The sequence below is a fragment of the Micromonospora parva genome, from assembly GCF_040649675.1.
In the GTDB taxonomy this organism is placed as follows: Bacteria; Actinomycetota; Actinomycetes; order Mycobacteriales; family Micromonosporaceae; genus Micromonospora; species Micromonospora parva.
The window spans coordinates 246299-259928 of record NZ_JBEZFX010000001.1 but is presented as its reverse complement, the minus strand read 5'-3'; the positions used below and the strand labels follow the sequence as shown (position 1 = coordinate 259928).

At 65.5% G+C, this 13630-nt stretch carries 12 protein-coding genes; 8 read left to right on the top strand and 4 right to left on the bottom strand.

Annotated elements, in window-relative coordinates:
• Positions 1–15: 15 nt before the first annotated feature.
• Positions 16–993, bottom strand: coding sequence for a hypothetical protein (locus AB0C03_RS01180; RefSeq protein WP_357633264.1), 978 nt, complete (start codon positions 991–993; stop codon positions 16–18).
• 309 nt (positions 994–1302) lie between these two features.
• Here AB0C03_RS01180 and AB0C03_RS01175 point away from each other — a divergent pair, with 309 nt between their 5' ends.
• From AB0C03_RS01175 to AB0C03_RS01145, 7 genes are all read left to right on the top strand, one after another.
• Positions 1303–1689 (top strand): hypothetical protein, encoded by a 387-nt coding sequence (locus tag AB0C03_RS01175; RefSeq protein WP_357633261.1) that lies wholly within the window; start codon positions 1303–1305, stop codon positions 1687–1689.
• Between the two features lie 880 nt (positions 1690–2569).
• A complete protein-coding gene (locus AB0C03_RS01170; protein WP_357633258.1) occupies positions 2570–4087 on the top strand; it encodes a hypothetical protein in 1518 nt (505 codons plus the stop codon).
• A 327-nt stretch (positions 4088–4414) separates the two neighbouring features.
• On the top strand, positions 4415–4744 hold the full coding sequence (locus tag AB0C03_RS01165) for a hypothetical protein (RefSeq protein WP_357633255.1): 330 nt from the start codon (positions 4415–4417) through the stop codon (positions 4742–4744).
• A 155-nt stretch (positions 4745–4899) separates the two neighbouring features.
• Positions 4900–5361 (top strand): hypothetical protein, encoded by a 462-nt coding sequence (locus AB0C03_RS01160; RefSeq protein ID WP_357633252.1) that lies wholly within the window; start codon positions 4900–4902, stop codon positions 5359–5361.
• Positions 5362–5654: 293 nt separating this feature from the next.
• Positions 5655–7880: an McrB family protein gene (locus AB0C03_RS01155; RefSeq protein WP_357633249.1), complete on the top strand. Its 2226-nt coding sequence runs from the start codon at positions 5655–5657 to the stop codon at positions 7878–7880.
• Entirely contained in the window at positions 7877–9133 is a 1257-nt protein-coding gene (locus tag AB0C03_RS01150; RefSeq protein ID WP_357633246.1) for an McrC family protein, read from the top strand. The genes AB0C03_RS01155 and AB0C03_RS01150 overlap by 4 nt, the downstream gene beginning before the upstream one ends.
• A 769-nt stretch (positions 9134–9902) precedes the next feature.
• Positions 9903–10088, top strand: a complete 186-nt coding sequence (locus AB0C03_RS01145; protein WP_357633243.1) for a hypothetical protein — start codon at positions 9903–9905, stop codon at positions 10086–10088.
• Positions 10089–10920: 832 nt separating this feature from the next.
• Here AB0C03_RS01145 and AB0C03_RS01140 read toward each other — a convergent pair.
• Positions 10921–11331, bottom strand: a complete 411-nt coding sequence (locus tag AB0C03_RS01140; RefSeq protein ID WP_357633240.1) for a hypothetical protein — start codon at positions 11329–11331, stop codon at positions 10921–10923.
• 233 nt (positions 11332–11564) lie between these two features.
• On the opposite strand from AB0C03_RS01140, the gene AB0C03_RS01135 reads away from it, so the two are divergent.
• On the top strand, positions 11565–12092 hold the full coding sequence (locus AB0C03_RS01135; RefSeq protein WP_357633237.1) for a hypothetical protein: 528 nt from the start codon (positions 11565–11567) through the stop codon (positions 12090–12092).
• 299 nt (positions 12093–12391) lie between these two features.
• On the opposite strand, the gene AB0C03_RS01130 is transcribed toward AB0C03_RS01135, so the two are convergent.
• Positions 12392–12772 (bottom strand): hypothetical protein, encoded by a 381-nt coding sequence (locus tag AB0C03_RS01130; protein ID WP_357633234.1) that lies wholly within the window; start codon positions 12770–12772, stop codon positions 12392–12394.
• A 214-nt stretch (positions 12773–12986) separates the two neighbouring features.
• Entirely contained in the window at positions 12987–13598 is a 612-nt protein-coding gene (locus tag AB0C03_RS01125; protein ID WP_357633231.1) for a hypothetical protein, read from the bottom strand.
• Positions 13599–13630: the final 32 nt, after the last annotated feature.

The following is a 13630-nucleotide window of genomic DNA, read 5'->3' as shown; positions in this document are numbered from 1 at the left end:
CGCGGGCGGTGCGAGCTACAGGAGGAACAAGTGGTGCGGGGCTCTCGTGGCCAGGTTGGGAACGACGGACTTGAGTAACTTGGTCGCAAGATCAAGGCATTCTTCCGCCGTCTGCGCACTCGGCTCGACGCCACGGTGAATAAGCCCGTTTCGTTCCTCTCTTACGACATCCAGCCTTCTTTTCAGGTCAGTCGCAAGGAGCTGGTGCCGCTCCAGCAGCTTGCAAAGGTCACTGACCTTGATTCGGGGGTCCACCTTGAGCTGGCCCTGGACCGCCAGCTTGTGGAGTCGAGATTCACAGATCTGCCACAACACACCGAGGGCTGTACTGAAGTCATGCGTTCCGAGCGCGTCCTGCCCCTGGTTCAGGCGGTCGAAGTCCACAAGAGCGTCGTTTGCCACGACCGCGTCAAGCCAGTCGAGCGAAGTCTCTACGGCCGCTAGTCCTAGCGGCGAGTTGTCGCGAATGGCCTCCGCTGGCCCGATGACAGGCCTCTGCGCCTGGCCCCGCCCAAACCACATCCCACCCACACCGTCGTCGCTGCGCTCGTACCGATACAGGTCGCTGGCCCGGACGCGGAGGACCGAGGGCGACTCGTTGTCATGAAACATGGCCGCGCAATGCAGCAACGACATGTGGGTGTTGACCAGTCGCAGACGCTGCACCAGCGCCGGCAGCTCAGCCTCCGCGGCCCGCCCGGCGGTGCGATACCAGCCAGGGGCGTAGCTCGGCATGCCGGCTGGCCAGCCGCGCACGTTGTATACGGTGAACCCGCGTCGCTCCATCGTCACCGTGACGCCACAGCCCAGCTGCCGATCAACGACGATGTGCTGCCACGAGTCCGGCATGGTCGCCCCGATTTGCCTGGCGAGGCGATGATCGTCCGGGCGGTCGCCGAACCATCCCATCGGCAGCATCTGCTCGTAGATCGCAAACTCGTCTGTCACATGCCGATGGTCATGCAGTTCAGCAGAAGACTCAACGGTGTTCATCGGACCTTGCCGACCGATCAACGCGGGGGCGGCCGAGTAACCCCAAGATCAAAGAACCTGACAATCGGCAGAGGGAGACGTAACGCGCTCGGCGAGCTGTCAACACCCGACCGGACCCGAGGCTCGCCACGCTGATCAAGATCGTTACGGCGTCCCGCGCCAGTGGGCGTCCTGGGGCCAGTGGGCGTACGACGGCAAGGGTTTACACCCAGGAATACGGGTTCTCCGCAGCCGCAGCCGCAGCCGCAGCCGCAGCCGCAGCCGCAGCCGCAGCCGCAGCCGCAGGGCTGTTGAGGACGAGGAGGCAAAGTGGACATCTCGTGGAGCGCCTCGTCCCCGACGTCGGGGACGTTCGATTCGACTGAGCGGTCGGGTGTCACTGACCTTGTGGAGCGGCTCGGTCAGTTGCGTGCCCAGGGGCAGGGTTACCTCGAAGTCCGGGGCGATGCCGAGTTCCCCCTGTGCGCCATGGGGTTCAAGGGGTCTCCGGCGGTCGTCCATCTCATGTCGGGTGGGGGTGCCATGTCGCTGCTGGTCGCGGATGGGCCCCGGGACGCGAGCGCGGAAGTGCTGGTGATGGACGACCTGGTTGAATTCAGCGTCGACTTCGTGCTTGATTTCGATCGCGCCTGTCAGGTGGTCCAGGAGTTTGTTCGGACCGGTGATCATGTTCGCGCAAGGGATTCCGAGTTGTAGCGATGCGCGGCGTGGCCTCGCGCTGTGGACTGTCGGGCGGCGGCCGAGCGGCTCGGTTCTGAAGCCAAGGAGGGGGAGCAGGTTGGGAGCAGCAGGGTGCCCTGGACGGCCTTGAACTGCGTCCCACGGCATCGAACGGCGCTCAACTGCACCCACCCCTGCCTGCGGCTCTATGTTCCCGCAGGTCAGAGTCAGTGCGGCGTCCTGTTTCCCGCGGAGTGCTCTGCGGTTTTGGACTGCTATCGGCAAGATTCTATGTGACCTGGTAGGGGAGTGTGTGGAGGTCAAGGAGGTAAGGAGTCGTTGGTTGGCCTGGCCTTGCAAATGGGAGCAGATTGGGTGCAGGTTTGCGAAGTGGTCAGCGCTTCCGAAGTGCTCACCGACGCCGGGCATAGACGAGCGCTTTGACCTGCGGTAATGCGCTGAAGCGGTGCGGTGTGACCTCCCAGTGGATACCGAAGTGGTCGGGGCTCGCTGCTTTCCAGCTTGGCTTCTGTCCCTGGGGTCACGGGTCGTCGGTCACTACGGGGCCAGGTCTGCCCTACATCGATGGTGGTCGTGCAATTCTGCCGTGCCGGACTAGAAGTTGGTCCCGTCAGCTGAGACACCGATCCCACCCGCGACGCGGTGGCCAGCGCATCCTGTGTGGTGACATCTTCGGCGAGCCCGAAGGATCAGGTAACCGGGTTCTCCGGCCGACGCGACGCTGTCCGGCCGGTGGAGGTTAGTTGGACCTCGAATCCCTAGAGTCTCTGGCAGGCGCTGCGGCAGATGGCTAGCCGGTGCTTTGATGGCCCTGACACTTGCCATCACTGGGGCTGCGATTGCAGGGGCTGGGTTGGATCGGCGAGACAGACGCACGCGCGGAGCGGCTCAGGCAGTGGTTGCCGCCGTTGCGACCGCGATGCTCGGGCTGGCCGGCAACCTGGTCACCAACCGCGTCGACGTGCCCGGTGAGCGATGGCTGCTCCTGGTACTGGGCGCCTTCCTGATACTGCTTGTGGTGGTGGCGACGGTGGAGGCGCGTTCTCGCCGCGACGGGTCGGCCCCAGTTCCAATGACGATCGCTGAAGACTTCGCAGGGCGCCGGTCCGATGGTTGTACTTGTGAGATGCCACATCATGAGCTCCATGTGCGTACAGCGCCTCACCAGCCCGGCCCCTGGCCGCTGCGGACGCTGGCCGAGTTGGAAAGCAGGCGGCACTCGATATCAGACAGCCGCGTGAGGAAGGTCTTCCACGCAGCCGGTTGGGAGGGAACACTGCGGAGGCTGTACCCCGAAACCCCGTTGGTGTCGCTGGGCGGCGTCACCTTCCCGATCTTTGCCGAGATCGCGGCACCCGAGCTCAGAGGCGACCTCGACTCGGCGATTGGCGACATCACCGATAACTCCCGGCCTGACAGGCGTCGGTATGACGCGGAAGGTCGTGGTTTCGACCACCGCGGCAGGGCGGAGTTCCGCCGCACCTACTGGCGGCGCGACGAAGTTCGGCGGTTCAACGCGGAGACGTTCGCGCTCGACACGATCGAGCGCCACGGGCCCGGCAGAGTCCGTATTCATGCTCGCTACGGCACCTACTTCCAATCGGTGGCCACCTCGGAAATGCTCGAACGCGAGTTCATCAACGTCGTAAGTCACCGACCGGATGCCGTGTGGTCGTTGAGAGACTTCCCGCGACGTGCCTGGCTGCGAGAACAGGCTGGCGGAAACGAGCTTTTCAACGGTGCCCACCGAGCGGCCGCTTTGTCGGTGGCGGCAGTAGTGATCGTGAAAGAACAGCACGGGTACAGCGCGCTGTTGAGCCGAAGGTCCGGCGATGTCAAGACGCATCCGGGCTTCCAGCATGTCTTTCCCTCCGGAATCCTTGCGCCGACCAGCTCCCGGTACGGCAGTGAGCGCTCGGAGTACTCGGTTAAACGAGCTTTCCTTCGCGAGTTCGCCGAGGAGCTGTTCGGGTACGACGACTTGGCCTTCGACAGCCGGGACCTTCGCGATGCACTCGGCGGCATCTGGCCGATCCAGCACCTGCTCAACGCGACTCAGCCCGGGCCCTTCGGGGAACGACCGGCGGTCGAGATCAGATATACCGGCATCTCGGTGCCGCTGCTGACCCTCCGCCCCGAGGTGTACGTGCTCGTGCTGGTGCGTCAGCCCGGCTGGTTCGATGAGCTGGTGAGCGGAGCGGAGCGCAAGTGCCGCCGGCACGGATTCAACCTGAACTGGGAGTTTGAGGACGCCCGCGGCGATATCCACGGCAAGAGGCTGAACTCGATCCGCGTTGAACTCGACGATCAGTTCGCGCTCACCGGCAGGCAGCGGCTCACTCCGCTCAACACCGTTCCTCATGCCGCCGCGGCGCTGTGGCTCGGCGCGCAGGTCGCTCGCGACCTGGTGTAGCGGGCACTCTCCAGCCGGCAGCCCGCTGGGCCTGTGCCCCTGACCTGTACCTCCGGCGCGATGAGTTCTCGGGGCCCCGAAGAAGCCCCTCCGCGCTCTGCTCGCCATCGGTCAGGGAGCTCTGGAGTTGCTGATTGAGTTGCTCCTGGTGGTCGGCGAGGCCGATCTGCCGGCGCTGATCAGCCACCGTCACCGTTTAAGCAGGTCAAGCGGCCTTGACGCGGGAGAACGATCACGAAGTGTTGTCGCCTACCTGACACGACCCGTGTTCGTGGCGGCGTCGTCGGCGACCATGCGCCCGTGAATAGTGCTCGATACCGCGGGCCGATGCCCAACAGCGTCCTCATCCCCGTCGGCCTGTACTGGATCATCGGCGCGACGATGGTGGTGGGAGCAGCCCTCAACGCCGCCGCCGGCTCGGACCGGTTGGCTGCGGTTGTGTTTCTCGGAACGGTCGGTGCCGCATGTCTGGTGGCCGCCCTCGGTCTGCAACGCCGTTGGGGTCCGGCCGTGCTGCTCGGGTATCTGCTAGCGATTCTGCTGGGCTTGGTGTCGCTGTCTAACCCGCGTGTGGCACTGCTGGTGATACCGCTGGCTGTTGGGATTGGTGTGGCTCTGTCTCGGCCGTCCGCCAAGCAGTGGACGGGCGAAAAGTGAACGCCGCAGACGTTGCCGCCCTGGTGGGGGTGCCGTTCGCTGCAGTGGGGGCGGCGGTCGCCACGTTGGCGTGGCGCACCTCCGCCGGCACTCGAAGGGACCAAGCCGACGCTGAGGCACGGCGTCGGCACCGGGAGATGCGGCCCGTCTTGGACGTGACCTCCGATCTGCGGTTCAGCCCCGACACGGGACTGTTGAGCGTGAAGCTGCTCGGGCCGCGCGAGGTGGAGCGGTACGAGTGGATTCGCGTTGAGGTCCGCAACGATAAAGACCGCGTCTTTCCCGGCACCCACCGCGGCTACTCAGAGGAGGAATGGCAGCGGCAGGTGTGGGGACCGTTCCGGCTGCGTCCCGGAACCGACGGTGCGGACCGGGGAGGGCGGACCGCCACGCAGGAAGGCCGGGCGGTGACGGACTTGTGGCTGTTCACCCTCGAGCGGTCGACAGCACCGAGCTGGTATTCGGGTGGCGAGGCCGCGTGGCGGAAGGACTACCACGACGCCCCCATCCGGCTCCGGATCGAGATCGGGTTGGGTGAGCAGTCTTGGGTTGAGCTGTTGGAGGCTCCGCCTCCCGCGCGCAGCGCGTACGAGGATGGCGGGCTTACGGTCGTTTGAGGCCGCGATGGCGGGAGCCGCCATCTACCCCTGGCCGTGCCCGGGCAACTTGGTGCGGCGACACGCCGTGGCGCCGGACGTGATCGAATCAATCGCCGCCGTCCTGGCCGGCACCGACTCGCCACGGCTGAGCACCACCGAGATCACATGATTGCTGCGGATGCTCCGAGTCGCCCAAGTGGAGGCACTCATCAAGCCCATTCGGGTCGGTAAACGTAATTTGTCACGCCGAGTACCTAGGGTGTGTTGCTAGCCAGATATCCGCCGGCTGTCTCGAGGCGAGAAGGAGTGCCGTGAACGAGGATGCTGTTTACGCCGCTGCCCGCAGGGTGATTGACGCCGGCCTGACCGGCAACGGCTCGGTTTTCACCCCTGGCCGCGCTGTCTGGACAACGGAGGCTGCAGACCAGCTTTATGCCAGGTTTGTCCGGCAACCGGACGCGGGAAGGGGCAGCTTCGTCAAGAAGCTACAGGCGCAGCTCATCGAAGCGCCGCCCACGGCGGTGCAGCTCATGGGCGAGCTGATCTACCTGCACTTCCTGTTGCCACGCGACATCGGCGGCGCCGCGAAACGCGCCGTGATCAACGGGGCGCTGTCCTTGCTGCCCGAGCCGCTCGATATCCCCGCCGACCTCAACGGGGTTCTCGACGCCGGCGTAGTTCGCGCCGGCACCGCCTACATGACGCAGCGGGATCGGCAGATCGCGTGGCTCGTGCGGCTCGTGCAAGCGTGGAAGCCCATGCCAGCCGACCGCCAGCAGGCGGCCCTGCACGACCCCTGGATTTTTAAGGACGTTCTGGACAGCATCCCGATCAACAGCGCCTACAGCCAACGTAACATCCTGCTGAACCTCGCCTTTCCCGATACCTTCCCGCCGATCGCCTCCCGGCGACACAAGAGGCTGATCGTGGACGCGTTCGCTGGCGAACTGCCCCATCAAAGCGGCGACGTCGATCGGAACCTGGCCGAGCTGCGGACAGTGCTTTCAGCCAAGGCCGGCACGCCGGTTCATTTCTATCAACCGCCGTGGGTTGACCGGTGGCGGCAGCAGACCGGGCCGGCCGGCGACGGCAAGGGACCGCGCGGCTGGCTGGTGCGAGGCGCGAAGGTCCACGGACACAACCTGATCGGCCAATGGCTCACCGAAGGATTTTGCTCCATCGCCTACCCCGGGCTGCCCGAACTGAAGCCCGGCCTGTCGAAGGCGGAGCTGGACCAGCAGCTACGGGATTCGCTGCCGGATTTCTCGCCGTCCCAGCGCGGTCTCCACGTGGGGGTGCTCGACCGGTTTTTCAATCGAATCAGCGAGGGTGACATTGTCGTCACCGTCGATGGGTCGAAGGTTTATGTTGGCACCATCGCTGGACCCGTCACGTGGATGGACACGCCTGACGACCTGTCGAACCGTCGGCGGAAGGTTGCCTGGGCAAATCCCGATGCGCCATTTACCCGAAACGAGCTGTCCGCCGAGGCACGGAACAAGCTGGCCGGTCAGCTGACCGTAACGGACCTCGGAACCTACGTCGCCGAGTTCGCAGCCCTCGCCGAACTAGACGACCAGCCCGGAGTGGAGGACGCCGAAGACCAGCTCGAGGTGGCCGAGGTAGAGCTGCCCGAGCCCACCGCCGACCTTGCCGAAGAGCTACTGATTGATCGGGAGTGGCTCAGCGAGACGGTCGACCTGCTGCGGGAAAAGAAGCAGATCGTGCTGTACGGCCCGCCTGGCACCGGCAAGACCTACCTCGCACAGGCGCTGGCCCATTTCCTCACCGGGCAGGCCGACAACGCCTACCGGCTCGTCCAGTTCCACCCGTCGTACTCGTACGAGGACTTCTTCGAAGGCTTCCGCCCTCGGGCCACCGCCGACGGCGGGGTTGGCTTCGCACTCGAGCCCGGGCCCTTCAAACAACTGGTGTCCGACGCGAAGGACGACCCGTCCCAGGCCCACATCCTGATCATCGACGAGATCAACCGAGCCAACCTCGCCAAAGTCTTCGGGGAGCTGTACTTCCTGCTCGAGTATCGCAACCGCAGCATCCAACTGCAGTACTCGCCCACCGAGGACTTCGAACTCCCACCAAACGTCTATCTGATCGGCACCATGAACACCGCCGACCGATCCATCGCACTCGTGGACGCCGCCATGCGCCGACGGTTCTACTTCCAGTCGCTGTTCCCCGGCGAGGCGCCCCTTGACGGATTGCTGCGCGAGTGGCTGAAGAAGCACAACCTCCCCGCTGACCGCGCGGACCTACTCGACGAACTCAACCGCGTCATCGGAGACCGCGACGCCGCCGTCGGCCCGTCCTACCTGATGACAACCCAGGCCGCTACCGAGAAGGGGCTGGTGAGGATCTGGAAGAACGCCGTCATGCCCCTGCTCGAGGAACGCCATCTCGGCGACGGAATTGACATCAACCTTCGCTACGGCCTCGACGCACTCCGCAAACGCCTGAAGCAAACGGTCGCCACCGCGGTTCCGGCGCCCCGCGAACATGCCGGAGACACGGCACAGTGAGGCTGATCAGCCTACGCGAGCACCAGACGTACGAGTGCGAGACGCCGACAGCGGCCGTCGCCCGGGCGATGAAAGCCACCAAGCTCGTCGACACCTCACTCACCCTCGACGGGCGGCTCCTGCTGCGATCCGGCTCCATGGTCGGCGCGGCCCGCATCGTCGCCGGCGATGAACACGTCGAACTGCACGTACGGCCGAAGATCGGAATCGCGCGGCTGCTCTGGCTGCTCGGCTACGCCCGCGACCCCCGCGGCTGGCGTACCGAGCCCGTCGGCCTGACCCCCGACCAGGACCTCGTGCCCGCGATGGCAGTCGCCTTCGCCACTGCTACGTCCCAGGCTCTCGCACCAGGGGTGTTGCAGGGATACCGAACTGTCGAGGAAGCGTTGCCGCTGGTGCGTGGCCGGCTCAGGGAGGCAGACCAGCTGCGGGCGCGGCCGGGACTGGCTCTACCGGTGGAAGTGCGCTACGACGACTACAACCCGGACGTACCAGAAAATCAGATCCTCATGTCGGCCGTACGCCGCCTACGCCGGCTACCCGGCGTTCCACCGGCCACCCGCAACTCCCTGCACCGCATCGCGGCCGCACTCGCCGACGTCACACCCCTCACGGCAGGCGCCCCCATACCCAAGACTGCGCCCAACCGGTTCAACAACCGTTATCAACCGGCACTGCGGCTCGCCCGGCTGATCCTGGCCGGCCAGAGCATCGAACACGTCCACGGCTCAACCCTCGCGGCCGGCTTCGTGTTCGACCTCAACACCGTCTTCGAAGACTGGTTGACCACAGCCCTACGACAGGCGATCGAGACACGCTACGGCGAAACCATCACCGGTCAGCACCAGATGCGCCTCGACCACGACCGCCTGCTACCCCTGGTACGGCCAGACATCACCTGGTGGAACGGGCAACGGTGCCTGGCCGTCGTCGATGCCAAATACAAGACACCCGGCAGCACCCCACCCCGCGATGACATCTACCAAATGCTTGCCTACTGCACCACCCTCAAGCTGACCCGTGGTCACCTCATCTATGCGTCGGCAGGAGCAGAACCAGTTAGCTACCGGCTCAAAGGCAGCGGGGTGCACATCGTCGTGCATCGTCTCGACCTGTCGACCCCTTTCACCGAACTGAACGAGCAGATCAACCAAATAGCCAATGTGATCGCGAGCGTCGAGGTCGCAAGCGGCGTCTCAGCACACACCGCAGGCCCTGATGCGGCAGCCAAGGAAGGCGGTTACGCATCATGATCCAGCTGGTAGCAGACGGAACCTGGCACGGACTCGAGGACTATCTACATGCGGACGTCTGCAAGCGGGCCGCAATCTCGTACATCGGATCAGCTGCCGCAGAGCTACTCAACCTGACGGCCAACGACATGATCATCGTTGACGGGTCCGATGCCGCTCTGCTCGCCGGACAGGTTGACCCAAACACGATCAGCCGATGGCACAGAGTGGGCGTCGACGTCCGCACGTTAGCCAACCTGCACGCGAAGATGATCCACCTCGAGGGCGGCGAGACGTACGCCGTCATTGGCTCAGCCAAGCCTCCGCCCGCTCCCGTGACCTGCTCAGGGAAGCCGCAGTCCTCAGCGACGACGAAGGGCTGTGTGCGCAGGTCGCCGAGCAGTTGGACGTCTGGTGGGTCGAAAGCGATCCAATCGATCAGGCATGGCTAAATCGAGCTCGCGAGATCTACCGTCCCCCGACTCACGTACCTGGCCAACGTCGGTCAGGGCCAAGGCCTCGCCGCTTGTGGGTCGGGATTGCCATCAACGACGCGACCCCGGTCCCACCGAAGGCTGCCGCCGGACGCGAAAACCTCGAACAGCGCTACGGGCGCGGCGTAGTCGACTCATGGCTCATGAATCCCGGAGACGAGCGCACGGTGCGACCAGGAGACGAGGTTGTACTGGTCCAGGCAGGGCCTCTCCGTCAACAACCGCGGAGCGACTCGCCTGCCAGACCGCCAGCAATCGTGGCGCGTGTCGTCGTCGACGGAAGGAGGCCGACCGCCTTGCTGGTCTGGCCCCAGGCCGCGGAGGGCGACCTCGAACTGCGGACCTACGAGCAGGTGCTGGGCGCGGTCGAGCAGGCTGGCGGGGAGATTGACTGGGACAAGCCGTTCCCGGCGCGGTCGACCCATGCGACGGCTATCCGAGCGCTGTGGGGACAGCGGGCGGTGCGATCTGCGCGGCACTGAACCGCTGGGGCGTTGTGTCGCCCGCGCTCAGGCCCACGCAGAGCAGGCGACACGGCCTGGTGCACAACACCATCCGAGTCACGCGGGCCGAGACCATCGCGGCTTCGACCGGCCGGTGCGAATCGTGGATCGGGGAGCAGATTGGGAGCAACAGGGTGCCCTGAACGGCCTTGAACTGCGCCCAACGGCGTCGAACGGCCCTCAACTGCACCCACCGCTACCTGCGGCTCCACGTTTCCGCAGGTCAGAGTGGGTGCGACGTCCTGTTTCCCGCGGAGTGCTCTGCGGTTGTGCGCAGCAGTCGACAGCGCTCTATGTCGCCTGGTAGGGGAGTGTGCGCAGGTCAAGTCGGTAAGGAGTCGCTGGTTGGCTTGGCCTTGCAGCTGGGAGCAGATTGGGTGCAGGTTGGCGAAGTGGTCTCCGCGCCCGAAGTGCTCACCGATGCCGGGCGGAGACGAGGCGCTTTGACCTGGGGTGATGGAGGTCGAGCGGTGCGGCGTGACCTCCCAGTGAAGGCCGAAGTGGTCAGGTGGCGCTGCTCCCAGGGTGGCTGGCGCCGGGCAGCGTCTCGTGTCGTCTAACGCCGCGCTCGCAAGTGTCTGTGAATTTGATGCGGAGCGTTGCGGGTGAGCGCGCTGGAGTCCGCAGCCGTTTCGTCGGCTGGAGACCTCTTCGGTGCGCTCGGAGGCGTCAGCGACGGCGTCCCCGCGTGGAGTGCAAGCCGTCGCTGTCGCCTCCGTGGCTACCGGTTCCACGGTGAGTACTGGGCGTGCAGCGCGGTGTCGGTTCGGCGTTGGTCGAGGAGGCTCCGAGATTCGGGCTTGTCAGGCCGTCAGGCAGTTGCCGAGGCGTGCCAGAGGCGAAGTGCTCGGTCGCGAAGCGGCTGGGAAAGTTCGCGTGAGTCCTTCATGTCGGCCAGTACGTCGCGCAGATCCCGGGTAGGCCAGCCGGCGTCCAACCAATCGAGTGCCAGTGTCGGCCAGTAGCTTCCCCATGCGGTGAGCGCGAACCGCACCAGGGCGGGAAGCGGTGTGTTGGCGATAGGCACGGCAGACAGCTCTGCACTGACGTCGCTCGGGGTGCGCTCCAGCAGTGGCAACAGCCACACGAGCCGAGCCCTGGCCGGGTAGACCAACCCGTCGGCGGCGCCATGGATTAGCCAAGTGCCGACACCATCCCGGACGAGGAGCAGGCCGTTGTTGATCCTTACCCTCAGCTGGAGACGATCGTCGGCAGGGCCCATGCCGAACAGCCTGTCATGCACTGATAATGCGCGGCATCCGAGAAGGCGATGGTAATGGTCGGGGCCGTGGGGAGCAGGTTGGAAGGGCTCCGATCCCACCTGCAATCAGTGTGTCCTCTGTGTTGGCACCTTCGAGACGGACTCGAAGGTGCCAGCCTTGGCGCACGCCGCGGAAGCGGTAGGCGGGCGGCGTCCGCACATGCCGATGAGGCGCGCGCCGTATCGTGCTGGCCATGATCGAGACCGCTGCGCCGAGGACGCGCAACCGGAGTGGCACGGCCGCACTCGTGCTGGGGTGCATCAGCCTGCTTCTGTCGCTGATCGCGTGCGGTGTGGCGGGGCTGTCTGTCGACAGCAATGACATAGACCTGCTCCCGGTACAGTCCAAGCCAGAGATCGCCAGCGCGGCCCAGGTGGAAGCCGTCGCTCACGTGACCCTGCCGCCCGGCAGCGTGCTGCTCACCGCCGCGTACAGCAACGGCTTGGAAACCCAGCTCTCGGCGAAGGTCCGCATGCCGCGCACCGAACTCGACGCCTTCGTCGCCGCGGCGAATTTCACAACGGCTCTCGCGCCGGGGTTTCGGGCAGTCGACGCCAAGCACAACGTCGGTGGCGGCAACCTGTGGGACCCCGAAACCGCCAAGACCATCTCCGGCCTCGACGAGGAGCAACCCACGGCAGAGGGCACACGTCGAGCGCTCCTGGTCAACCTGGACGCACCCGATGCAGTCACCGTGTATCTGTACGCCAGCCGCGGCTGAACCCCGCAGGCATCCGCTTCTGCCGCTGACAAGGCGCGGTGACCGTGGGCGTGGCTCCGCGGTCGACCGATGCGACTACGGGAGTCAGCGCTGGTGCCAACCAAGGCACCGGGCTGGCAGCTCACGATCGGTGGGCGGCCCGGTGCCAGCCCGGTTGGGGAAGCAGGTTGGGAGCAGCGGGTGTCGGCGCCGCCTGAAAACTGACCACGTGGTTCCGGCTGAATCGGGATCACCTCCTGAAGCATCGGGAGGTGCTGAGCGTGGAGGACTGGGCGGAGCGAAATGAGCAGCAAGGCTGCTCAGGGGCGGCACCTCTCGTCGGATACCGCCCGGACGTCTCCTTGTCTCTCCTGGCCGGTATCGAAGTACGCCGTCAGGTATGCCTGCGGGTTCAGCTCGCTATCCCTGATCAGTGAGAAGATCTCCGCTCCATGTCTCGGGGCGTCGAACATTCGGTACGCCTGAGCGAGTCCCGCGAAAATCGTGTCTGTCCGGTCAGCCGCGTACCCGAGCGCCTCGGCCTCTGCAAGCGTGATCGCTTGGTCGAAACTCTCCGCACGCCACAGCGTCAGCCTTTCCTCGTACGCCTGACCCTTCGGATCGGACCCGACGCGGAAGACACACCGCACGGAGAACCAACCCACCTCACTCAACTGCGCCACACTGCTCGGCCTGTCCACCCGCACATCATCCAGCAGGAGTCGTCCATCAGCGAGCCTGATATGCCTGCACAGTCGCGCTTCTACCGCCGCCCAGGCCCACTGAGAGGCAGCCAGCGCGGGGCCGCCGAAGCCCAGTGAACAGATAGATCCACTCCGGACGCGATGCTGCGATCACCTACACGCGATCATCGTTGATGACGACTGCGTGCGACATCGCGTCGGGGCGCGTCGGCTAACGTGCATCACCGTCCGAGACGTCGTGCCGCTTTGCCGCCGCCCGCAGCGCTGCCATCACGGCATGCCCGGGGTAGTCGATCAGCGCGGGGTAGCGCTGACGGTGGTAACAGTCCCAGTAGCTGGCAACCCGCTCGCCGGTGAGCGCCACGAACGCCGGGTTCTCGGCGGCAAATCGCCCGTAGACGGAGTCCGTCGGACTGTTTGGAACAACCATCTCCGGCGTGAGTACTCGCCGAATGACCAGCAGAATCTCGTCCACGTATTCGCCCACCAACTGCACCAGGAACGGCGCCACCCACGGTTGGATCAAGCCGACCACCCTCTCTAGCCGCCGCTGCCGTACCCGGCCATCGTGGTGTCGGGTGTACAGGCAATCCAGCACCGCCCGCTGGGTGGCAGACAGCGCCGCCTCTGCGGCAACAGACGGCTCGTCGGAGTAGATCCGGTATGGAATCAGGACCGGCTCACCATCGACCAGCACACGGAACCGCGACGTCGGCGCGTGCGGCGCCGACGGTAGGACTGCCAATGCCTTCTGCACGTCATCAGCGAGACGACCTGGGAAGGCAGCCCCCAAGGCTGCGGACTCACCCAACTCCGAGCTCACTAACTGCACGGTGGATCGTAGCCCCGGCGGCG